Source organism: Anaerocolumna sp. AGMB13025 (assembly GCF_029689925.1).
Classification (GTDB): domain Bacteria; phylum Bacillota; class Clostridia; order Lachnospirales; family Lachnospiraceae; genus Anaerocolumna.
The window spans coordinates 5,607,260-5,630,612 of record NZ_CP121445.1 but is presented as its reverse complement, the minus strand read 5'-3'; the positions used below and the strand labels follow the sequence as shown (position 1 = coordinate 5,630,612).

Sequence of the window (23,353 nt, the reverse complement as noted above, 5' to 3'; positions counted from 1 at the left end):
ATTTAGCGCTACAACAAATACCAGTACTTTAAGGGAATGAAGCAGTAAAACAATATGTAAATATATGTAAATATTATATGACAACACATATAAACAAGTCAAGCTGTAATAAAAATATTAACAATATATGTAAATAATATTGGATTGCTATCAATATATAAGACTAGATCTTACAAGAGAAAACAAAAACAGTCAGGCATATTGCACAAATTCTACCTCAATAAATTTGTTAATAACGTATGTTTTAACATCGGACTAGTAATGACAAATACAGGATGCTATAATTAGTAAGATAATTCTGGAAAAAATCTCTCGAAACAATAATAGCGAAAGAAGGTTGGGGATATGGCGGGAAGACAGCACAGGAAGTTTGAAAAGACAAGAAAATGGGGAATACAGAAGTTTATGGTAGTTACCTCCATGCACTCTATGCTGATGATTACCATCGTAATTGTATTTATTGTATCCCTGGGGATGTGGTATCTGGTGCAGAACTATCTGGTGAAGGTAAACAAAGAACTTTACGACATCCAGAATAATTCTGCAGACCAGTATATTTCAGGGATTGAAGATAAATTATCCAATTATGTTACAGCTATGGGAGTAGTTTCTATGAGCAATGACTTAAGGGATAATATTTTTAACGATAAAGTTACCCGCTCCGAAATGGTTATCCTGGGAAAAGAACTGGGTCAGAGAATCAATGAAATGACTTTTTTTCTTTATCAGTCCCAGGAGGTGATCGGACAGCGGTTATATACATATCTGCCGGCAGACGGCTATTATTTTTGGGATATCAATAAGATAAAAGGCAAGGAGTGGTTTAAGGAATTAGCAGGAAAGAGCCCTCAGTGGTGGTATAGTTATTCTACCGTAACCCGCACCAATCACCTAACCCTGGCCGGAATTATCAATAATTATAATTCTATCTCCGGTGCCTGGGGAAAAGGCTACTGCTGCCAGACCATAACGGTAGATACCGGCAATCTGTTTATGCCCTATGAAGGTTCCGAGACCCTTGTTTATCTTTTTGATAATAGAACCGGACGTATTGTTTATGAATATTCCCCCTTACTGCCTGATGGGGAAAAGACATTGATACGTAAACAGATTATGGACACTTACAAAAAGGCATCTCCGGGCGGAAAACTGACGGAAAAGGTTAAGCTTACCGGCGATCAGGGAAAAACCGAGTATTATAACATCTTGACCAGACAAATTGCTTCCATAGATGTAACGGCTGCGGTCTTATTTAATCCAAAGCAGATGGAAAAGTCCGATGGCGCCAGAGCAATCTACGCAACGGCAATCCTTTTGCTATCCATGATGGTTTTATTGCTTTTATCCAATTGGCTCTATCAGAAAAAATTAAATCTGCTTATCGTACGTATGGATAAATTCGATGAAAAGGACTTACAGCTGCCGGAACCAATTGGAGGAAAGGATGAGCTTGCAAGGATTGAGCGTCATCTCTTTAAGATGCAAAGGCGGATACAGACCTTAATACAGGAGGAGTATACTGCTAAAATGCAGGTAATGGCAGCCCATCAACAGGCATTGATTGCCTGCATTAATCCACATTTTCTTTATAATACGTTAAATACCATTTCAGCAATGGCATGTGTGGAGGGGGCTGACAGTATCAGTGAAATGATTGCCGCCCTTTCCTCCATGTTCCGGTATTCCTCCGAAGTGACAAAGCAGAAAGTGACGCTTAAGGATGAACTTAGGAATATTTCGGATTATCTGTATATTCAAAGCATTCGATACCAGAATGCCTTTACTTATCAGGTAAATATAGAAGAAGCTCTTTATGACTATCAGGTCCCCAAACTGATACTGCAGCCTCTTATAGAAAATGCCTTTAAGCATGGCTTTAAAAACCGGATGACGGAAAGGGAGGGAGACAGACAGATACGGGTTTTAGCAGTGCAGGAGAAGGGGGATCTGATTATAACCATAGAGGATAACGGCAGGGGAATTTCTAAAGAAAAGCTGTCGTCCATACAGGGGCAGATTGAGGAATCAGAGTCCAGAATGACAACTGCGGTCTTAAGTAATGGAAGTATCGGACTGTTAAATGTGCATCACCGGATACGTCTTGAGTATGGTGCAGGCTATGGTTTGCAGATAAAGAGCGAAGGGGAAGGAAAGGGGGCATGTGTATCCATAAAAATGTCCTGTGGAAAGAGTTAAACTAGAAAAGAAGCGGAGGTAAGAGTGTGCTTAGTATATTAATAGCGGATGATGAGAAACTGGCCCGTGAAGATATTTTATATAAGGTAAGCCGGAGCGGCTTCTATTTTAAATGGGTAATAGAAGCTTCTTCGGCAGAGGAGGCACTTGACATGATTAGAGAACATAAGCCAGATATTCTGCTGACAGATATTATGATGGGAGAAATGAGCGGAATTGATTTGGTAAGGACAGCAAAAAGCGCCTCTGCGGAGATAGTTACAATCTTAATTTCGGGTTACCCGGAATTTTCCTTTGCAAAAGAAGCCATTGCATTAGATGTAATTGAGTATCTTCTTAAGCCGGTAAGGCAGGAAGAATTGACAGCAGCCTTATCAAAGGCAGTAGCGAGAGTAATGCATCAGAGAAATTTATTTCAAATTCCGGTATACTTTGAAAAATCAGTGGAGTATTCCCTGGATGAACGGCAGAAGGAGCAGTTGTTTGCCTTCTTAAATGGAATGGAAACAAATCTTGATTTTCCTGTGGCAGCCTTATTTCCTGAAAAGGCAAATTTTTATCAGATGGGTATCCTTCGACTATCAATAAATAAGACAGAAGAAGGGGAAAACGAAAGCTTCCGGCTGTATTACGACAGGCTGCGCCAGAAGGTTCAGAATATAATTAGAGAAACCGGCGGTTCCTGGTTTATAAGCCTGAATAATTTTGCACAGAATCAGCAGATAACAGTAATTGCAGCTTCTTCCGAACTAAAATCAAATAAGGCGGAGGAAACCTTTGCAAAAACCTTTGAACATATATGTCTGCAGGTAAGCCAAAAGCTTGAGGTTGGGCTTCATATTGGTGTATCGGCAGTGTCAGACTCGGTATCCGGAGGGTTATTAACCCAGGCAAGACAAGCCCTTGATTTAAGGCTTTCTTTAGAGAGTCCCTCAAACCGGGTATTTTATTGGAGTGAATGGGAGAAAGTGGCTTCTGCTAATCTGCCGGAGGAGGATTTTAAATTGTATCAGTGCCTGTTGGCGGCAGATGATTTAAAGCAGACACTTTGTACGGTAAGGAGGATATTTTCCTTTGAGGTACCAGGCATGGCTATGCACATCCGTATGCTTTATGTGGAATTAATCTGCATTCTGGCCCGCACCTGTGTTAAAAAAATTGGAGGAAGCGTAGTATCCATGCTGGGTCCGGAATGTTTATCCGGTGCAATAATCGACCAGTTCTCCAACCGGGAAGAATTAATCGAGAGTCTGTGCAGAACCATCACCACGGCTCTTAGCCAATGGATGGCAGTAACAGCAGATGCCAGGTCGGTACTCTCAGGAGTTAAAAGTTATGTGGAGAATAATTTTACCAATAGTGAGTTGTGCACGAATTTTTTATCAAAACAATTTTGTATTTCTTTGGGTTATCTATCGGCTTCTTACAAAAAGGAGTTTGGAATGACCATATCAAAGCAGATCATTAACCTTAGAATGGACTATGCCAAGAAGCTTTTAAAAGAAACCAGGCTTAATATTCTTGATATATCCGATAACTGTGGTTTTAATAACGTCAGTTATTTCATGCGTACTTTTAAGAAGTATGTCGGTTGTACTCCAAACGAGTTTCGTGAAAATTAATGAATTAAAAATTTAACAATCCAATTAGTATAGCAAAAAAGCCTTTAAATGATATATCATTTAAAGGCTTTTTGTTCATTATCACAACAAAAATTAAAATAGTGCATATAAAAACAAAAAATAGTTGATATTCATAAGACGGCAGGGGTAGTAAACTTAATGCAGTTAAGTAAATACAAAGAATTCAGAACTGGTTTTACAAAGGTAATTGCGAAACTCGAATATCGTAATTCTATATCATGCAAATAATACAATTTCAGAGCTGAATCTTGCCCGTAGGGCAACTGAAGCTATGAAATTTGTATTAATTGTATGATGTATTCAAAGAACTATATAGTTTCGCAATTGCTAACTGGTTTTACAGTAAGAAAGGAGAAAAAATCTTGTGAATACTACCATGAAAGTTAAGACAGCGGGGCAAGTACGAATAAGAAAACTATGGCAGCAAATTATGAAACACAAGGTGCTTTATCTGTTTATCCTTCCCTGTGTGATTTGGCTGTTGGTTTTTTGCTATTATCCTATGTATGGGGCACTTTTAGCATTTAAATCTTATAACTATAATCTAGGGATTCTTGGGAGCCCCTGGGTTGGGTTTGCGAATTTCGAAGAGTTCATAAAGTCCCCGGACTTTTGGATCGTCATGAAAAATACCATAATTATCAGCGGTTTAAAGATTATCTTCGGATTCCCTGCACCGATTCTGTTAGCTCTTTTAATAAACGAAGTAAGGTCAAAAAAGTTTAAACGGGTAGTGCAGACCATGAGTTATCTGCCCAATTTCGTATCCTGGGTAGTTGTTGTCAGTCTGATGACGGTTATTTTTACACCTTATGGCGGAATTGTTAACAATATAAGGGAAGCTTTTGGCAAGGAATCCATTTTCATTATGGGAGAGAAGGGGTATTTCTATCCCATGATTGTACTTTCAGATATCTGGAAAGGGGCAGGCTGGGGTTCTATTATCTATCTGTCAGCCTTATCCGGAGTCAGCCAGGAACTATATGAAGCTGCAACCGTTGACGGTGCCGGACATTTAAAATGTACCTGGCATATTACACTGCCTTCTATCAAGGGAACCATTGGTATTATGTTTATTTTCGCGGTGGGAGGTATTTTAAATGCAGGATTTGACCAGGTTCTGTTATTACAGCAGCCGGCTAACAATCAGATATCCGAAATACTGGATACCTTTGTCTTAAAGACAGGTCTGAATTACGGAAGGTTTGAGTATGCCACGGCAATCGGCTTGTTTAAATCGGTATTTGCGTTTGCCTTGATGGCTCTTACTAATACCATATCAAAGAAGTTTATGGAAGTCGGCATTTGGTAAACCATAACAAGGAAAGAGGTCATTATCATTATGAAAATAAAAGAATCAAAATCCAGAAAATTATTTGTGGCATTTAATTATACGTTTCTTGCACTATTTGGTTTTATTACGTTATATCCCTTCTGGTATGTTCTGGTGGCTTCCTTAAACACCGGCAGGGATTTTGCCAGAGGCGGGGTATACTTTTTCCCCAGGGAATTCACTCTGGAAAATTTCAGCCATGCCTTTCGGGATTCCAGGATTTTCGAGTCTTTGACTATATCGGTTTCAAGGACGCTTATTGGTGTAATTTTAGGACTTATTTTTACTGCCTTAATGGCTTATGCCTTATGCATTAAGACATTACCGGGCAAGACATTTTTCACTTTCTTTTTTTATTTTACTACCATTTTTGGTGGCGGTATGATTCCCTATTATATGCTTTTACGTGACTTAGGGCTGACAAAAAGCTTTTGGCTTTATGTAATACCCGCTATATACAGCTTTTTTAATTTCTTATTACTTCGGACTTATTTTGATACCCTTCCTTATGAACTTAGGGAATCTGCCCAGATTGACGGCGCGGGGGAGGTAAAGATTTTATTCGGTATCTACCTGCCCTTATCAAAACCGATACTGGCAACCTTGGCCTTGTTTATTGGTGTAGGGCATTGGAATGACTGGTTTACAGGCGCATATTACCAGAGCCGCGCAGCGCTGTATCCTGCTGCCACCCTGTTACAGAAGCTATTAGGTGAAGCTTCGGCTTCTTCTACCATAAAGCTTGGACAGGAAACGAATTTATCCACTATGACCAGTTATACCACCCAGTCCTTGCAAATGGCATTTGTAATGATACTTACCATGCCCATTGTCATTGTTTATCCGTTCCTGCAAAAGTATTATGTAAAAGGTGTTATGATCGGTTCTATTAAGGGATAAAAGCGGTATGTACGGCATGGAAGCACCATGCTGATAAAAAACCATACAAATAAATTTTAAGGAGTGCGTGATATGAAAAAAAGATTGCTTGGGATTCTTATGATTATGGTAATGACGGTTTCATTACTTTCCGGGTGTTCCAAATCAGGGAGTGGTACCAAAGATTCAAAGCCGGCTGACTCGAATAGTGTTGGTACAGCTGCGGAGACTACGGCAGACGAGACATCAAATGGACCGAAAAAGTATGATGATGTCAAACTGAAAATGCTGATATGCTGGAACGGTGGATTTAAGACAGCATCGGATCAGTACAATAACGAAGTAGCTGAGAAAATCAGGGAAAAGACCGGAGTAACCGTTGAGTTTGAAGGTATCATGATGAGTGAAACAGAAAAACTCAATCTCTTATTTGCATCCGGGGATATGCCGGATATGATTAATGCACCTTATTGGGGAGGCAATGGAGGTGAAACGGCGGTTATTAAAAAAGCCGGTACCGAAGGCAGACTGCTGCCTATAGAAGATTTATTGCCAAATTATCCGAACCTTGCGAATGCTTATGATATCGGTGTAGTATCCCAGTCCTATCTGGAAAATGATTTGGATTATAAATACTTTGGCGGACATCGTTATATCCTGCCCCAGGAAACTCCGGGTGATGACAATGGTGTTACAAACTGGGCATACGGTGTATTTGTCCGTGGTGACGTACCTGCCGCACTGGGAATTGATCCGAAAAGTATCAAGACCAAAGATGACATGTATAACTTCATGGTGAAAGCAAAAGAACATGGATTTAAGGATGTTAACGGCAATGATTGTATCGTAGCAACTACCTACCATAACGGCTGGGATAGTTCAGGCTACTCTATTAATTTTGCTGATAAAAAATTCAGTAATTACAGAAAACAGGCCGATGGTACTTATACCTTCCTCGCTTTGACGGACGACTGGGTTAACAGGGATTTATTTACCTGGAAATTAGTAAATCAAGGCTTGTTGGACGTAGAATGCTTTAAACAGACAGATGCCCAGGCAGATGAAAAGGTGGGTAATGGTACTGCACTATTTGCCTCTGCACAGTATGGTTCTGTTATTAACTCAACAAAACTTACCGGTTTATATAGTTCCCATCCGGAATTACGTTACATACCGGTTGGACCGATGACTTATAAAGACGGTCAGCCGTTAGTACAGCTGGAACAAAATGGACGTGCAGGTTCTCCGGCTATTATTTTCCCTACTTCCTGCTCTAATATTGAGGCAGCCCTTACTTACCTCGATTATGTAAACAGTGAAGAAGGAGCCCGTTTATGCCAATATGGTATTGAAGGTGATACCTATGCTATGAACAGCGACGGTAAACCCCGTCTGAACAGTGAGATACTTGCCAGAAAAGCAGCCGGTGATTCCTCTGTGGATGATGAACTCCGTGAAAAAGGTATCGGCTATATTTTAGGTCGTACACTTCAGGCTGACAAACGTTTTACCTGGTGGGGTGAAAACAATGCAGGGGATGCAGATGCAGCTCCGCCGGAAATGGTGGAATACAAACAGGCCCGTCCGGTTGAGCGTGTCAGTGGTTATCCTTTGGAAGGTTTAGTTATCAATTATGAGAATTATGACAAGGTTAAGAAGTTTGCTTTTGAAGGAACGACTATGACGGATTATGAACAGCGTGCTTATTTTGCTGATACCGAAGAGGAAGCCCGTGCAATTTTAAAAGAGTATCAGAATTATTTATTGACTCAGGAGAATGGTATTTTTAAGGATTACTTAAAATATGTTACGGAATGTGCTGCTTCTAGGGACGATGTATTGGATTAATTAGGAACAACTTTCAAGGGGTTGATGAAATTGGTTTCAAGGGTTGATAAAATCGGTTTCAAGGGTTGATAAAATCAGCTTTTAGTTGTTGAGATAAGCGGCGGTTATGATATATTTCATATGCTTCATATTCTTTGGCTGAATTCACTAATGGATTTTTCATATGGTAAAGCGGAGCCCAAAAGCACAAACTCCTCGCTGCACTCGTCAGACAGTGTGCTTATGGGCTCCATACCATATGAAAATTCCATAAGTGAATTTTGCAGCTAAAGAATGAAGCGCATATGAAATATATCATAACCGCCGCTTATCATTTTTAGGTTGTGAGCTGATTTTATCATGGTGTTGGAAGTAGTTAGCTAAGAGCTTAAATATTTACAAGAGCTTAATAATTTACAAGAGCTTAATAATTTATAGAGCTTAATAATTTATAAGAGCTTAATAATTTATAAGAACTTAGTGATTTCTTACTTGGGAGCTAGTAATTCCTTGAGAAGTTAGTAATTCCTTGAGAGCTAGTAATCCTTTAGAGTTAGTAATTAATTAAGCGTTTAGCAATTCATTCAGTATCCATTAAGAATCAAATTATTTAATGAGTAAGTTGGAATATATCCATTATAATTGTCTTATTGACATCATGCGATGTAGTTGCCAACATCAGTCCGCATGTTAACTGGGAGAAATGTTTTTTTGTTTTAGTCTGTTTTAATTGGTCATGGAGTGATAAAATTATTAAGATTTTACGTAAGTTATGATTTATGCTGTAAATGGTTAATTGGTTTAGTAAAGAGAGGGAATGTATATGTCATATATAAGAGAACGTTCGGAAGAGTTAACAGGTTATCAGGAGGCGGCGCCCTGGCAGCCTAATATTGATGTTCAGTGTGATTTTGTTATGGTTTATGGGATTGATTCTTCTATGCCTGAGAGGGTGCGTAAGTTTAAGGAGAAGGGGTATGTTGTCCATTTGATGACAGGGATTTCCTGGGGGGAATATCAGGATTATTTGTATGGTGATTATGACGGGGTTAATCACTGGGAAGAAAGTCAGATGGACCGGGAGGGTAAGCATATTCAGCATGGGAAGGATGTGCCTTATATGTCGCCTACGGTTGCTTTTGCGGGGTATCTTACCGAAAAGTTAAAGGTTTCTATTGATGCTGGGGTTGAAGCTATTCATATGGAGGAACCGGAGTTTTGGGATCAGGGAGGTTATTCGGAGGCTTTTAAAAAGGAATATCTGTTGTTTTACCGAGAACCCTGGCAGCCGCCTCACAGCAGTTTGGATGCAAGGTACAAGGCTTCTAAGTTAAAAGCCCATTTATATGCCAGGACGATTGGGCGTATCGGGGAAGCGTTAAAGGAATATGCGCTAACGAAATATGGCAGAGTGTTAAGGTTTTATGTTCCTACCCACAGTCTCCTTAATTATACCCAGTGGAAAATCATCAGTCCGGAGGGGGCACTAATTGGGCTTCCTGCTGTTGATGGGTATATTGCACAGGTTTGGACTGGTACCAGCCGCCCAGCCAATGTTTTTGAGGGTGTGGTTAAGGAGAGGACTTTTGAGACTGCATTTTTAGAATATGGAATTATGCAGGAACTGGTTAAGGGTACGGGAAGAAGAATGTGGTTTCTCCATGATCCCATTGAGGATAATCCTGAGTATACCTGGGAAGATTATCGTTATAATTACGTTAAGACTGCAATTGCTTCCCTGCTGCATCCGGCTGTCCATAATTATGAGATCTGTCCCTGGCCAAGAAGGGTGTTTGACGGGGTATTTCCCAGAAAGGCAGGTCTTGCTGGAGGAACCATACCAACGACTAATATGCCCGGTGCCAAGGCGATTACTACAGAATATGCGACCCTGCTTAACAGTATGGTACAGCTTTTTGGGGATATGGACCAGCCGGAATATACGTTTGACGGCATTAATGAGGGTGTGGGTATCTTAATGTCTGATTCGGGATTATTCCAAAGAAGTTATCCGGATGGCATTATATTAGATGAGAGTGCCCTGATGATGGAAAAAACCTTTGAGGAAATTAAGAACCGGATTCATGACGGAGAGGATTGCACTGCAATAAGCCGCAGCTTTATGGAAAAGATTTTAGGAGATAAGGATTTATTCCGTACCTTTGTCCAAAGCGGAACGTTCCCGGATTTCTTTGGAATGGCAATGCCTTTGCTAAAATACGGGCTTCCAGTACGTCCGGTACTACTTGATAATGTAAGGCGTTTTCCTGGGTATCTGGATGATTATAAAACGCTGATACTTAGTTATGAATATATAAAGCCGGAATCTCCGGATGTTAACAACGCCCTGGCTGCCTGGGTCAAAGGGGGAGGCGCGCTGATTTATATCGGAGATGGCAGTGATCCCTATCATAACATTGAGGGTTGGTGGAACCGTTCGCAAAACCAGGAGGACGGTAAAGAAAGGTATAAAAATCCCGCAGAACATCTATTTGAAATGCTTGATCTGCCTGGGGAGAAAGAGGGAAAAGTTATAAATGTTGGCAGAGGACATGTGCTGGTATTAAACCTGGCACCGGCTAAACTTTGTCTGACCACTGAACTTGCGGCGGATTACCGTAACCGGGTAAAGGAAGTATTAGCTTTTGGAGGCAGTGATTGGAAGTTTACGAATCAGCTTACCCTTCGCAGAGGACCCTATATTATTTCGGCGGTTATGGATGAAGGCAGCAGTAGTTTTGAGCAGGAAAAGGAGAAAGGACTGGAGAAAGAACTGGAGAAAAAGCAGGAGAAAAAACTGGAGAAAGAACTGGAGAAAAAACTGGGAGATGCTCATAGTTTTAAGGGACTTTTTGCAGATATGCTCGCTAATGATTATAAGATAATTAAAGAAAAGCAGGTTGCACCGGATGAAAACACCATATTGTTTGATTTCTCCAAAATAGAAGAGGAAGACTGGCGGATTATTGGCTCCTCGGTAAGAGTATTTTCTTTGGAACCAGATGAGGATGGCACCGGTTTTACCATGAAGATAAAGGGAGCCGATAAGGTAAGTGCTTATTTAAGAATCCGCATGCCTTATAAGGTATCATCACTTATGGCATTCGATGAGAACAAGAATCAGGTGCCATTTGAATTTTCCTGGGAGGAAGAAACCCGTACAGAGCTGTTTTCCTATGAGAGTTCGAATCAAACGGTATTTTTGAAAGGAAATTTCTGATGTTCCTATGAAAACCCAATAAGAAATTATTTAATTACCAATGTGGACTGGAAACAGACTGTGTTGGTAATTTTTATGCAATCAAAACAGGTGTCCATTACATGAGAATACTCCGCTTTATTTTCGTATCACGCCATTCGGTCAAAAATAAATACCATTCGGATGTAAAATATTTACACCAAAAACGTTTCATGGTATTTTTTCATTAAGCAATAGAAAAGTCATACCTGCAGGTCTTGCAATCTATACAGTCTGAGGGGCGGCGGACAAAGACGTAACACAGGTCTGCTGACTGTTAAAGGGCTAGTTCAGATAGATTGGATAAAGCTAAAATTATAAACAAAGGAGGTGACATTACATGGAAGATTTAAGAAGAGAAGAATTAGAAATGGCAACTGAAGCAACAGAAAACATCAGTCTTGTTACATTATTTGATGATTGTGAAAGTGGTTTCTTAGCTAAGAAGGACAAGCTTATCACATGGTTATTATCATAATCAGCAATGTATAAGGGATTATAATTTGAGGCTTTGCCTTTATGGCAACAGCCTCACTTTATAAATATAAGAATGGAGGAAGCGATGGAGACATATAAGTTAGGAAATATTTGTATATGTTCCGCTAAGGAGTTCCGTTGTTTTGATCTTCTAAGAGAAGAATTAATAAATAATCAGGTATTATTTGAAATGCCTGTTCATGTAATAAAACTGAAAGCTTTAAAAGAATGGGATAATACATATTTATATGGGAAGTCCCGGATTCATAGAAATCCACACAATGGCCATGAAATCTGGAAAGACGAGGAAGGTGCGGAGACCATTGATATCCTGGGGAGTTTGATTATACGCAGTGCTGTCTTTGAGACTAATATCTATTATTGTCTTGAAGGTGATCTTTATAGTTGTCTTAGGAATAAAATATGCGGGATGATACGGCAGTATGTGCTAAGGGACTCTTTATTTGGAATACATTCGGCTTTGCTTGGGAAGGGCCTTCGCAAACTACTGATTATCGGATCAAAAGGGTCTGGAAAAACCTCTTCTATTCTAAATGGAGCAGCACATCATGGAAAAGTATTTACGGATGAATTTATATTTGTAGACCAGAACCTGAAGGTGAGCTGTTTAAAAAGATTTCCGGCAGTTACAAAGCATACGTTAAAGGCATACTTTAAGGATTCGGATTTTACCATTCGGGGTGAAATTTACAGTGACTTGGCAGGCGAAAATAAATACCTGCTGGATATAGCTATCAGTGAGGAAGATAAATTCCCTTTGCGGGAGATTGATACCATATATGTATTACCACTTAATAAGAATCAGATAATCAATGAAGAAAATAAAACCAGCATTGTGACCGATAACTTTATCACCGGAAATGGCAAAAGTGGTGAAGTGATTCAGATTTTTGAAACCCTGGTAAGGAAAAGTAAAATGATAACCATAGCTCAGCTTAAAAATAGTTTAGCCAGAATGGAATGAAGGTGTAGTTATGAAAGATGTAACAGAACTCATAAAGGATTATTGCAGTCAAAAGGATATACCCTGCAAAGGTGCTATACTTCACGGTTCCCAGGCAGTAGGCTTTGCGAATAGGAATTCCGATTATGATTTTCTTATCATAACCGATTCAAAGACAGGCTTAAAAATCGATACGTTTATCGATAACGATAACCGGAAAATCCAGCTTGAATTTATGGATACCCAGGCACTGGAGAAGGAATTAGCCAGTTACGAAAAGGGGCTCTTTGACAAAATGTCAGATCTTAATCTGATGGCTGGACGGGTTTTTATGGGTAAAATACTGGCAGAAGAGGATTTTTTCATATCCCGGTTAATTAAAGTCTATCGACCTTATCAGCACAAAAAGAAATTAATAGAAAAGTTTTTTTACCAGGCCGTTAATTTTTACAGTGATTCTAAAACCGATGACCTTTTGCTAAAGGAGTATTCCCTGGATTTAATGGTAAAAGCCATAGGTACCGCCTATCTCATTTATAAAGACGTATATTGGCTTAATATCAAGTGGCAGCACAGATTTATGGAACGATTTCTGGAACCAAAAGAATATGAATATTATATAAGACTTAGACTGAACAGACAGGATATGACCGAAGACATAGTCAGTGCCTATGCTAAGGAATTATTAGGACTTATAAATTTATCTGGTAAGGATGGAAACAAAGATATGGTAAGGACCAGTTAATAGAAAAGCAAGAGCTAATAAAAGAGAAGTAAGAGCCAGTAAAAGAGAAGTAAGAGCAAATGAAAAGAGAAGCAAGAGCCAGTAAAAGAGAAGTAAGAGCAAATGAAAAGAGAAGCAAGAGCAAATGAAAAGAGAAGTAAGAGCCAGTAAAAGAGAAGTAAAAGCAAATGAAAAGAGAAACAAGAGCCAGTAAAAGAAGGTAAGAGTCAGTAAACGAGAAGTATGTACAGTAAAAATAAATGCAGAGGAAAGGATACATAAGGACTAAGGTGAGTAAGTACCGGTCTGCCAGCTTTTTTATTACAGCAGCAGACGATGTTGTCCTCATGTACGGGTGGTATCAATATGAGTAACCGCTTTATCTATTGCAGTGACGGAAAAATGAAAGCACTTCATGAAGATTTGCTGGTAGATATTAATTTAAGAACCTGTGTAAATAAATTCATGTATGTGGGCAGGGTTACGAAGTGCGGAATTTTATTTACCTCTGATACAAAGCAGTACTTAAACCGGATGAGTAATTATTTTTCAGAAGATAGCATTATAGACTTTACCGGTCCTCTTATCCTTGTGAAATTTAATACAGAGTATTTGTCAAAGTATCATAAAAACTCAATCTATTGGATTGCAGAAAAGAATGGCGTGCAAAAAGGAGAAAATCCAGAAGCTTATTATTATGAGTGGGGAGACTATCTTGTTACGATTGACAAAAGCTTGTGTGTGGTTGAAGTCTATAACAGAAAGGATGCGGACTTTGATAAGTTTTTACCTTACTTTATTAAAATACTGGAGGGAGTCATTATTTCACTGCATATCCGGATGGGATTTTTTCCGGTACACGGTGGATTACTGAAAAAAGAGAAGGGCAATTATCTTATACTTGGGGATTCCCAGGCAGGTAAAACCACCGTTATGGGACTACTGCAAAGTCAGGGCTATGAATACCTAAGCGATGATATCGTCTTTTTTGATCTAAACGGCAGGGCATATCCTTTTGGGAATTATAAAAAGGTAATGGAACAGGAAGAAAAGTCTGGTTGCTTTTATGAAAAATGTGACGGTATCGTAAGACGGGTGGAGAAAATCCCTGGCATGACCTCAAAAGAAGGGCTTTTCATTGATAAAATATTACTGCCCGGTATTAAATTTATGCCAGAATGCCGCTTAACCTTGTGCACCAAATCATCACGGATCCTAACGGGACTTCTTGCAGAATATCCTTGCGGATACTTTGTATGGGAAAAATATTTGTTTAGCAGAAGTATTTCAGTGATTAATGAACTAAGTAAAAAAGAAACCTATAATCTGGAATTAGCATATGGAAAACCCAATGAGGAAGCTATAAGGGTATGGGAAGGGGGAGAACTGCTTACGTGTTAATAGAAGATAAGAATACCTTCCAGGCAATTGCCATCGGAGGCTGGTTAAACAGTGGGGCCTTTTATGATTACGAAGGGAAATGCGGTCTTCACCACTTTATGGAGCATATTATTTTTAACATACCAAAAATCAGACAGTTAAGTGATGCCTTAAAAGAAAAAGGAGCTGTAATCAACGCCTTTACCTCCCATGAAATTATATGTTTTTATGCGGTATGTCTGGAAGAAGATTATGAAAAGGCCTATGAACTGATTGAAACTATTATCGTTTCCAGACTGGATTTTAGCAAAGCAGAAAACTTTGAAAATGAAAAAAAGATAATATTAAATGAAATAGAATATCACAGCAGTTATACGGAGTATTTAAAAGAATTACTATTACAGCAGATGTTTGGCAAGACCGCGGAGCAGTTTTCTATACTAGGAAATGAAAAATCGGTTTCTGGTGTAACTGCTTTGGATGTTACAGCCCTTTATAACGATAAATTCAGTAACTGCAATAAATTGATTACCATAATAGGTAATAGTACTAAGATTAAGGCACCGGTAGAAAAGGAAGAGAGGAATAATACATTATTACCGGTATATGGTTCTATTATGCCGGATAAGAAGCGTGAGCCCCTGATACAAGAGGTAAAGGATAAGGATGAAATCTGTTATTATGGTATCAGCTTATTTTATCCAAAGCAATACCGAAAAGAGGGACTAACCTTTACAGAATATGTAAAAGGTGAGCTATTGGAGGAAATCAGAGAAACCAATGGAGCCGCTTACCGCATTGATGGATCCAATATGAATTTTGGCCAAGGTGCGGTGTCCTTTTTGATTATAAAAATCATGAAAAAGGATGTTGAACTGGTTAAAAACTGTATCCATACGATACTTCGGACTTTTAAAGATGGACTGATAGAAAAACTTTATGAAATCCAAAAAAAAGTTACTACCAGAAGCCAGATAAAAAATGATAATGTTCTCAGCAGAATGTTAAATTTAGGCTATGAACAAACGATACTGTTTAGGGAAGGGGAAACCTGTGAAATGGAGACCTTTCTCAACTATTTAAAAACTACTTTGGAAAAAGGGGAGGATTATTATTGCCAGAGAATTATTGGAAGAATCAAATAAATATGAAATTCAGGAGAAATTAGACATTAAAAGAACGGATAAAGAGTATATTATTAAATCTCCCAGGGGAGTGGTCTTACTAAAAGAAATCCAATACCAGATTCTGATGGAATTCACAGGAGATGGGAATTTTGTAGGGTATATTAAAGATAAGTATGGTAAATACGGAGCTGATAATGTTGAGAAGCTCCTAAAGCAGTTCATCTTTGAAAAATTAATTATTAAGCCTGGTACCAACGTTTTTGAAAAAAAGACCGTAGGTTATTACTTTCGGTTACTTACCAGGCTAATACTGCCAAGGAAGCCTTTTATTGCATTTATTAAAACGGTACTGGTACCGATACCGGTTACTTTTACCACGGTTATGTCTTTACTTTTTATTGTGGTATCCGTTTATACCAACTACCGGCTGATTCTGTATACCGGCTTCTCCTGGAGTGATTTGCCAAGGCTTTTTCTTTTTTTGTTAATTGGCATCTTTATCGCCCTTTATCATGAACTGTGGATGGCTGCATTTATAATAAAATATGGTGGTGAAGCTACTCTTAAATTTAAGCTGCGGATTTTACTTGGGGTTTTTATCAGTGTGGTGGTAGGCTGGGAATATCTGCTTACGTTAAAGAAAAAGCAGATTGTGAAAACCTTTATTCTGGTAGATTTGTATACGGCAGCTTTGTGTGGTTTCTTTTCCTTAATTGGATATTTATTTCTCCTAGGCAATAATAGGACATTTTCCTTTGTGTTCTGTAGTTTTTCCATTATTGGCTATTCTTATCTGGCAATAAATCTGTGGCCTTTTTTATTAAAGGGTGACGGCTACAATATATTTTGTATCTGCAGCCAGGTATCCAGAGTGCGGAACTATTTTTTCCGGATGATATATGAAGTATTTACCAGACGGAAGTTTGATTTCATCCCTCAGGGGAAAATGAAAGTATATCTGTTTTGGAGTTTTATGTTTGTACTTACCCTTATTTTCATCGAATATGCTGTTTCAAAGGGAATCCGGCTGAGAATTTAAAAGTTCTATCAGACACATTAGGTTAAGCTTATTACAAGAAAGAATAAAAAGGATACTTAACAGATTCGTAGTAGGAGGCAACTATGTTACTGAAAGTCATTTACATTATTTTTGTTATTTTATACAGTGCACTATTAATAATCTCCATAGTAAAAGGTAATAACCGGAAAGGGATAAGAAAACTGGATGCCGGGAACACATTTTTAGCGGTCGGAAGCCTTTTATTATTCTTTAGCAGTGCTGCGGCAGTAGTTCAGGCAGTCAGTTACCTTGTGCCTTTAGTGGTGGGTTTAGTGCTCATACACATCGGTGCTTTAGCAAATGGATATAAATTATACAAAAAGCCCCACCTGAATCATCATATAATCAGGCTGGGGGTATCTCTGGTTATAGCAGTCACTTTTTATCTCATTGTCCGCCCTATGTAATAAAAAATCGTTTGGTATGCTGCACACGATGAGAGTATCGTGGTTGGAGACTGCCAGGACAGCACATGTGCTCCAAAGTTGATAAAATGATTTGGTCTATGAATTTACAATCAGAAGAAGGAATCAGAGCTAAGGAAGAACCAGAGTGAAGAAAGTAACAGAGTTATAAGAAGGAATCAGAGCTAAGAAAGAACCTGAGTAAAGAAAGAACCAGAGTTAAGAAGTAATCTGAGTGAATTAAGAATCAGATTTAAGAAAGAAACGGGGTAAGGTCATGTTTGATATTGTGTTGGTCAATCCGGTAAAAATCAGGGATTCCTATTCTGTATTGCCCCTGGGGACCCTAACGCTTGGCACCATACTAAAAAATAATGGGTTTAGCGTACTAATTCTTGATTTTAACTACTTATGGGAAAAGGGACTTCTAAAAAAAGGTGAGGATATTGAGACCACGTTAAATCTTATGAGCAGTTACCTGTTGGAGTTAAAACCAGGAATCATTGGTTTTAGCACAAATAGTTCCTGCCATCATGTAGCCATTGCTTTATCGGAACAGATAAAAGCTAGAAGCAGTATAAAAATTATCTTCGGCGGTCACCAGGCCAGTCTGACGGCAGTAGAAACCATGACAAAATATCCCTGGATTGATTTAATATCGGTAGGCGAAGGTGAGAATAATATTGTCCCGATTGTCTTAGCATTATCACAAGGGAAGAACGTTAAAAATATAAAGGGCATCGTATACCGCAGGGAAAATGAAGTCATTAAGAATGAGGACATAGAACTATTAGAAGACTTGGACAAGCTCCCAATGCTCGACTATAGTCTTACCAATCTGGATCTGGAACTGAAAAAATCCAGTAACATAGCATTTCCCATAGAAGTAGGCAGGAGCTGCCCATTTTCCTGTACCTTCTGCTGTACCAAAACCTTCTGGAAACATAAATTCAGAATGAAAAACACCCCCAGGCTCCTTGCAGAAATAGAATATATCATAAGCAATTATTCTGTCAGCAGTTTTCATTTTCTCCATGATTTATTTACTTATAATAAGAGTAAGGTGTTAGAGTTCTGCAATCTGGTTGCCGCAAAAGGATTAAAGTTTAAATGGATTTGCAGTGCCAGGGTAGATACTTTAGATGAAGAAATGATAAAAGCCATGAAGGCTGCCGGCTGTGAAAAAATATTCCTGGGCATAGAAACTGCCTCAACAGACTTGCAAAAGTCCATTCGAAAAAACTTAAAGATATCCGCCATATGGGAAAAGGTAAAACTGTTAAAAGACTATGGAATCAAAGCAGAAGCTGGATTTATGTATGGTTTTCCCGAGGAAACAGAGGAAGATGTCAACCTGACATTAAATATGATGATGAAAGGTGCCAGAATGGGAGTGTGGTTTCCGGAAATTGGAATTTTAAATGTTGAAAATGGAACAGAAATCTATTATAATATAAGGGAAAAATTGTATTTTAGTCAGGATCTGGATAATATATATCTTTGCGGTAAGGAGGAAACGGAGTATTTCTATTCCTCTTTTAAAGAAAATCCAGAGCTATATCCCCACTTTTATGATTTTGACAATAAAACCCGGCAAAAGTATAAATATCTGGATAAGTTCATGTGGATTCTAATCACCCTGATGTTTTTGGGACTTAGAACTACCATAAGCTTTTTGATAGCTGTATACAAGAACAATATACTGAATCTATACCTGGATATGACAGATACCTGTGCAGATGCATTTAAAGAAATATTCGTAGAAAATTTTGCCGTAGCAAAAGGAAATGAATCTGTTTTAATTGACCAAAGAATCAGTCTTCTTGAAAAGCTTTTATTGTTGGTAAAGGATAAAAAAGAAAACGGGGCTATCTTATATCAGCTTTTTGACTTAGAGAAAAATATAATCCACCTTAGGGTATTTGGAAAACTTAATGATAAAATGCAGTTACAGTATGATTATAACCTGCTGCAATTAAAGCAGTCTGGCACTATAGATGACTCTGTAAAGACCTTTGCAATCAGGTTAAATAAAATCAGCGAAAGTAAAATAGAAATCTGCGGCGAAGTATAACCAACAGGAAGTAAGCTTTCACCTGTAAAACTCCCACCTTTACAGTTTATTCTGTTGGCAGCAATTCAAGAAACTTGCGACATGTAAAGAAGTATAAAAAGCAAAATATAAAAAGCAAAATATAAAAAGCAAAATATATAAAAAGCAAAATATAAAAAGCAAAAAAATAAAAACCAAAAAAAAAGCAAAAAAATAAAACAAAAATATAAAAAGAATAATTAAGCGAATGAGAAATAAGTGAAAAATGCAGATAAGGGTAAAATATAAATTAAGGGAGATATAGATGGTAGAAAATATACAAAACAGTAAAAAAAACGATAAACCTTTTTTATTCTTCATAGGTTCCTTTTTGTGCTTTTTAGTGATATATTCCTTATGCAGCACACTGATAGAAGCCTTGTACCAAGGTAAAAGTTCCGAATACATGTATCTGTTTAAAAGAATAATCCAGTTTGCGCTATACATGATATACATCCGTACCCTCCATAGTGCGACCCAGGTAGGACTAAACTATCCGGTAAACTTTAAACTGCACCATTTAATCCTAAGCATAGCAGTCATGTTTTCTGTAATTGTCTTTTATGAAAACACGATACAGCTATTGATCGATAAGTATCTGACTATTTCCTCCTCTCTAATGGAAGAAGGAAGCACTATGGAAGCTGAAATGTTTCGGTACCCAATCCCCTTAATCCTCCAAACCTGCATCACCGCTCCAATTGCAGAAGAACTAATCATTAGAGGCTACCTGTTTAAAATACTAAAAAGAAAATACACCCAAACCACAGCACTGGTCATTTGCAGCCTGTTCTTTGCAATACTCCACTTTGATTTTGCCAATACCCTATTCTACTTCCTAATCGGCTTAATCCTGGGAATCGTTTTTATAAAACTACAATCCATCCTATACTGCATCCTGCTGCACCTGCTAATAAACTTAACCGCCGTCACCTCTTACTACGCAGGTTATGAAATCTTTGAACAGGGCTTTAACCTCTATGCCCTGCTGATATCCGCCTTCGTCGGAATAATCAGCATCATGATATTAGCAACAATATCAAAAAAGAAAATTATTGAAGCAATAAACTAAAACAAATACTAAAACAGAACTAATAAACATAACCAAAAACTATACCTTGATAAAATCAGCTCATAAAACTTAAAGTAAGAGCAGTGATGGGGATATCTTTCATAAGCGCTTCATTCTGAGACTGTAAATTTACTTATGACTTTCTCATATGGTACAGAATGAAAATGCACACTGTCTGACGAGCAAAGCGAGGAGTTTGTGCATTTTTATTCTCGCTTTACCATATGAGAAAGCCATTAGTAAATTCAGTCCTCAGAATACTAAGCTTATGAAAGATATCCCCATCACTGCTCTCTCACAACCCCCAGCTGATTTTATCAAGCGCCCCTTCCAAAGGGTATACCACTAACAGAGATGTTAAAGGTATACTCTTTTTTGTCATATACAAACAAATCGTTGCTAAAAAAAAATCATTTACCAATACATAGATAGTATATATAATACCATTATATATGTATAATTATTACAAAAAAGGAAAGAAGTGGGAGTATGAGTTCAAAGTTGTTGTACGAAATTGGCAGCAGACTAAAAATGAGAAGGCAGGAACTAAAGCTTACACAAAGGGAGGTAGCAGACCTGTTAGATATTTCTTTAAATTTCTACGGAGATACAGAAAGGGGAGTAAAGAGATTATCCATAGAAAAAATAATATTAATCCAGGAAAAATTGGGACTAGATCCCACCTATCTTTTAACCGGTGTAAAACCACCGGAATTAAATTTAAACCAGTTACTATTGGAGTGTCCTGCGGAAAAACGCCAGGATTTTGAAGAGCTAATGAAACATGCAAGTAACTTATACAAGTATAAGTAAGGAAGTGATTGGTTGTATGCTGACTATCGCATTTTGTGATGACGACAACAGGTTTCTGGAAAAAATAGTTCCAAAAGCCGGACAGATATTAAAAAAGCTGAAAGTAAATGCTGTGATCTATACATTTACAAACGGGGAAGCCTTAATAAAGAGTCTTGAAAAGCACACGCACTATTATGACATTATTTTTCTGGATATTGAAATGCCCCATCTAGGCGGTAAAGAAACGGCAAGAAGGTTACGGCTGTTAGATAAGAAATTCAAACTGGTCTTTCTGACTTCCTTTGAAGAAGAGGTTTTAAATACCTTTCAATATGATGTCAGTGATTTTACTCCCAAATTCTTAGTCCAGGAACGCCTCTATTCCGTCATAAAGCGGCTGATTGAAAAAATAAGGGAGGACGATCCAAAACCCCAGACCTTTAAGGTACGGGATTCTCAGGATAAAATCTCTGTGATAAAAGTGCCGTTATATGATATAGAGTATTTTGAAAGTATAGACCGGAAAATTTATCTGCATACGAAACGGAGGGTATATTTAATACATAATTATAAGTTTACTGATTTAGCCGGGCAGTACAGTAAGTTTGACTTTGTTGATATACACAGAACCTGTATCGTAAATATAAAATATATCTTCTCCATTGAGGATACGAGTATACGTCTGGATGATGGAACAATCCTTCCGTTAAGCAGACGTAAAAGACAGCAGGTTCTTGACAAATACCTAAAAATAATCTGCGAGGTGGACGAATGATAGGATTAATACAAGCGTATTTTTTTACATTGGTCGAATCCATACTGTTATATTGGATGGTAAACAGTCTGCTGACCTGCAAAGCCAGCGGGTCCAAAAAGGCAGTATTTTTAATAGGTGCAGTGCTGCTTGATTCTCTCTTTGTGCAATTTTGCCCGGTAAATCTGATTTTTCTAAGACTTATATTATTTGTGGCACTGCCTGTAATTATTGTGAATTTCTTCTACAGAGACAGCTTGTGGAAAAAAATCTTTCTTATTCTAGTAAATAATTATATCCTGCTAATAAGTGATATCCTGGCCGGAAATCTGTCCTCCTTATTAAATGGGACAAGCCTTGAACGGCTGATATCCGAAACCTCATATGCAAATTTCTATTTTTCCATATTGTCAAAGGTAATCGCCTTACTGCTTATCTGGAGCTTTCTTTGGTTCTTTCATAAAACGAAGCCTGAAATTTCGTCAAAGTATTGGCTGGTTATGGATTCTATGATTAGCTTTTTTATTATTGTTATTAACTTTTTCCTTATGTCAAATCATACACTGCAAAGCCATATTCCCTATTATTCAGAAAAGATTCTTGTTATATCCCTCTGTTTTCTGCTTATGACGGTCATGGTAGTCTACCTCTTTGGAGAAATCTGCGGCTTTTATCAAAAGGCTCAGCAAAAACATAACCTGGATTTGCAAAATCGTATGCTGGAAGAGGAATTAGCCCGTCAGGAAATGGCGGTCTCAGACTTAAAAAAAATCAAACATGACCTTCATAACAATCTTGCAAATATATCGTTATTGCTCCAGGACAATCAAATTGAAGAATCACTGGAATATATAAATTCCATTACTTCGGTCCTTGAGCCTGCAAAAGCTGTGGTTAACAGCGGAAATAAATATATAGATGCCATTCTTAATTATGAACTGTCGGTATGCAGGAAGCATCAGATCAATACCGCATTTCAGATAGACAGTATTCCGCCTTTAAGTATGTCACCCACCGATCTTTCCGCTATCTTATCCAATATGCTCAATAATGCCATAGAATCCAATCTGAGCATAAAAGAACCAGAACGGTATATATCCCTTAAATTATTCTGCTACAAAAATTATGTCACCTTTGTCTGTAAAAATCCTTATAATCATATTTTACGTGGCTTTGGTCAAAGCTTACGTACAAGCAAAAAAGACAGGTCGAATCATGGCTATGGCTTAAAACTCATCAAATACGCCGCAGATAAGTGCGGAGGAACGTTTAAATACAGCTATCAAGACAACACGTTCACATCAATTGTAATGCTGCCAGTTAAAACCCAGGAAAGCCCGCTGCAAAATAAAGTTTACCATTCGGCCGCAAATAATTACCACTGAGTT

General features: G+C 38.1%; 18 protein-coding genes. All 18 read left to right on the top strand.

What is annotated here, in order from left to right; genetic code table 11:
* Window positions 1–345: 345 nt before the first annotated feature.
* The 18 genes from QA584_RS23410 to QA584_RS23325 all read left to right on the top strand — a co-directional run bounded on the left by QA584_RS23410 (window position 346) and on the right by QA584_RS23325 (window position 23,350).
* Window positions 346–2,196, top strand: a complete 1,851-nt coding sequence (locus tag QA584_RS23410; protein WP_278271521.1) for a sensor histidine kinase — start codon at window positions 346–348, stop codon at window positions 2,194–2,196.
* A gap of 26 nt (window positions 2,197–2,222) precedes the next feature.
* Window positions 2,223–3,818: a response regulator transcription factor gene (locus QA584_RS23405; protein ID WP_278271520.1), complete on the top strand. Its 1,596-nt coding sequence runs from the start codon at window positions 2,223–2,225 to the stop codon at window positions 3,816–3,818.
* A 385-nt stretch (window positions 3,819–4,203) separates the two neighbouring features.
* Complete coding sequence (locus QA584_RS23400) at window positions 4,204–5,151, top strand: ABC transporter permease (protein ID WP_278271519.1); 948 nt, start codon at window positions 4,204–4,206, stop codon at window positions 5,149–5,151.
* Between the two features lie 30 nt (window positions 5,152–5,181).
* Window positions 5,182–6,072 (top strand): carbohydrate ABC transporter permease, encoded by an 891-nt coding sequence (locus QA584_RS23395; protein ID WP_278271518.1) that lies wholly within the window; start codon window positions 5,182–5,184, stop codon window positions 6,070–6,072.
* A 72-nt stretch (window positions 6,073–6,144) separates the two neighbouring features.
* Entirely contained in the window at window positions 6,145–7,899 is a 1,755-nt protein-coding gene (locus tag QA584_RS23390; protein WP_278271517.1) for an extracellular solute-binding protein, read from the top strand.
* 802 nt (window positions 7,900–8,701) lie between these two features.
* A complete protein-coding gene (locus QA584_RS23385) occupies window positions 8,702–11,098 on the top strand; it encodes a hypothetical protein (RefSeq protein ID WP_278271516.1) in 2,397 nt (798 codons plus the stop codon).
* A 358-nt stretch (window positions 11,099–11,456) separates the two neighbouring features.
* Complete coding sequence (locus QA584_RS23380; RefSeq protein ID WP_278271515.1) at window positions 11,457–11,594, top strand: hypothetical protein; 138 nt, start codon at window positions 11,457–11,459, stop codon at window positions 11,592–11,594.
* Window positions 11,595–11,678: 84 nt separating this feature from the next.
* Window positions 11,679–12,578 carry a hypothetical protein gene (locus tag QA584_RS23375; protein WP_278271514.1) on the top strand — a complete coding sequence of 300 codons (900 nt, stop codon included), beginning with the start codon at window positions 11,679–11,681 and terminating at the stop codon, window positions 12,576–12,578.
* Between the two features lie 10 nt (window positions 12,579–12,588).
* A complete protein-coding gene (locus tag QA584_RS23370; protein WP_278271513.1) occupies window positions 12,589–13,302 on the top strand; it encodes a nucleotidyltransferase domain-containing protein in 714 nt (237 codons plus the stop codon).
* A gap of 345 nt (window positions 13,303–13,647) precedes the next feature.
* Complete coding sequence (locus QA584_RS23365) at window positions 13,648–14,682, top strand: hypothetical protein (protein ID WP_278271511.1); 1,035 nt, start codon at window positions 13,648–13,650, stop codon at window positions 14,680–14,682.
* Entirely contained in the window at window positions 14,676–15,806 is a 1,131-nt protein-coding gene (locus QA584_RS23360; protein WP_278271509.1) for a M16 family metallopeptidase, read from the top strand. Before QA584_RS23365 ends, QA584_RS23360 begins: the two co-directional genes overlap by 7 nt.
* Window positions 15,790–16,827: a hypothetical protein gene (locus QA584_RS23355; RefSeq protein WP_278271508.1), complete on the top strand. Its 1,038-nt coding sequence runs from the start codon at window positions 15,790–15,792 to the stop codon at window positions 16,825–16,827. The genes QA584_RS23360 and QA584_RS23355 overlap by 17 nt, the downstream gene beginning before the upstream one ends.
* A gap of 83 nt (window positions 16,828–16,910) precedes the next feature.
* A complete protein-coding gene (locus QA584_RS23350) occupies window positions 16,911–17,255 on the top strand; it encodes a hypothetical protein (RefSeq protein ID WP_278271507.1) in 345 nt (114 codons plus the stop codon).
* A 274-nt stretch (window positions 17,256–17,529) separates the two neighbouring features.
* Entirely contained in the window at window positions 17,530–19,326 is a 1,797-nt protein-coding gene (locus tag QA584_RS23345; protein ID WP_278271506.1) for a B12-binding domain-containing radical SAM protein, read from the top strand.
* Window positions 19,327–19,609: 283 nt separating this feature from the next.
* Window positions 19,610–20,416, top strand: coding sequence for a CPBP family intramembrane glutamic endopeptidase (locus QA584_RS23340; RefSeq protein ID WP_278271505.1), 807 nt, complete (start codon window positions 19,610–19,612; stop codon window positions 20,414–20,416).
* Window positions 20,417–20,905: 489 nt separating this feature from the next.
* Entirely contained in the window at window positions 20,906–21,229 is a 324-nt protein-coding gene (locus QA584_RS23335; RefSeq protein ID WP_278271504.1) for a helix-turn-helix domain-containing protein, read from the top strand.
* Window positions 21,201–21,986 carry a LytR/AlgR family response regulator transcription factor gene (locus tag QA584_RS23330; protein WP_278271503.1) on the top strand — a complete coding sequence of 262 codons (786 nt, stop codon included), beginning with the start codon at window positions 21,201–21,203 and terminating at the stop codon, window positions 21,984–21,986. Before QA584_RS23335 ends, QA584_RS23330 begins: the two co-directional genes overlap by 29 nt.
* Window positions 21,983–23,350 carry a sensor histidine kinase gene (locus QA584_RS23325; RefSeq protein WP_278271502.1) on the top strand — a complete coding sequence of 456 codons (1,368 nt, stop codon included), beginning with the start codon at window positions 21,983–21,985 and terminating at the stop codon, window positions 23,348–23,350. The genes QA584_RS23330 and QA584_RS23325 overlap by 4 nt, the downstream gene beginning before the upstream one ends.
* Window positions 23,351–23,353: the final 3 nt, after the last annotated feature.

Coding starts and splice junctions, on each gene's coding strand:
- QA584_RS23340 (WP_278271505.1), top strand. CDS start 19,610: ATGGTAGAAAATATACAAAACAGTAAAAAAAACGATAAACCTTTTTTA.
- QA584_RS23410 (WP_278271521.1), top strand. CDS start 346: ATGGCGGGAAGACAGCACAGGAAGTTTGAAAAGACAAGAAAATGGGGA.
- QA584_RS23330 (WP_278271503.1), top strand. CDS start 21,201: ATGCAAGTAACTTATACAAGTATAAGTAAGGAAGTGATTGGTTGTATG.
- QA584_RS23370 (WP_278271513.1), top strand. CDS start 12,589: ATGAAAGATGTAACAGAACTCATAAAGGATTATTGCAGTCAAAAGGAT.
- QA584_RS23385 (WP_278271516.1), top strand. CDS start 8,702: ATGTCATATATAAGAGAACGTTCGGAAGAGTTAACAGGTTATCAGGAG.
- QA584_RS23375 (WP_278271514.1), top strand. CDS start 11,679: ATGGAGACATATAAGTTAGGAAATATTTGTATATGTTCCGCTAAGGAG.
- QA584_RS23345 (WP_278271506.1), top strand. CDS start 17,530: ATGTTTGATATTGTGTTGGTCAATCCGGTAAAAATCAGGGATTCCTAT.
- QA584_RS23365 (WP_278271511.1), top strand. CDS start 13,648: ATGAGTAACCGCTTTATCTATTGCAGTGACGGAAAAATGAAAGCACTT.
- QA584_RS23350 (WP_278271507.1), top strand. CDS start 16,911: ATGTTACTGAAAGTCATTTACATTATTTTTGTTATTTTATACAGTGCA.
- QA584_RS23395 (WP_278271518.1), top strand. CDS start 5,182: ATGAAAATAAAAGAATCAAAATCCAGAAAATTATTTGTGGCATTTAAT.
- QA584_RS23380 (WP_278271515.1), top strand. CDS start 11,457: ATGGAAGATTTAAGAAGAGAAGAATTAGAAATGGCAACTGAAGCAACA.
- QA584_RS23390 (WP_278271517.1), top strand. CDS start 6,145: ATGAAAAAAAGATTGCTTGGGATTCTTATGATTATGGTAATGACGGTT.
- QA584_RS23325 (WP_278271502.1), top strand. CDS start 21,983: ATGATAGGATTAATACAAGCGTATTTTTTTACATTGGTCGAATCCATA.
- QA584_RS23335 (WP_278271504.1), top strand. CDS start 20,906: ATGAGTTCAAAGTTGTTGTACGAAATTGGCAGCAGACTAAAAATGAGA.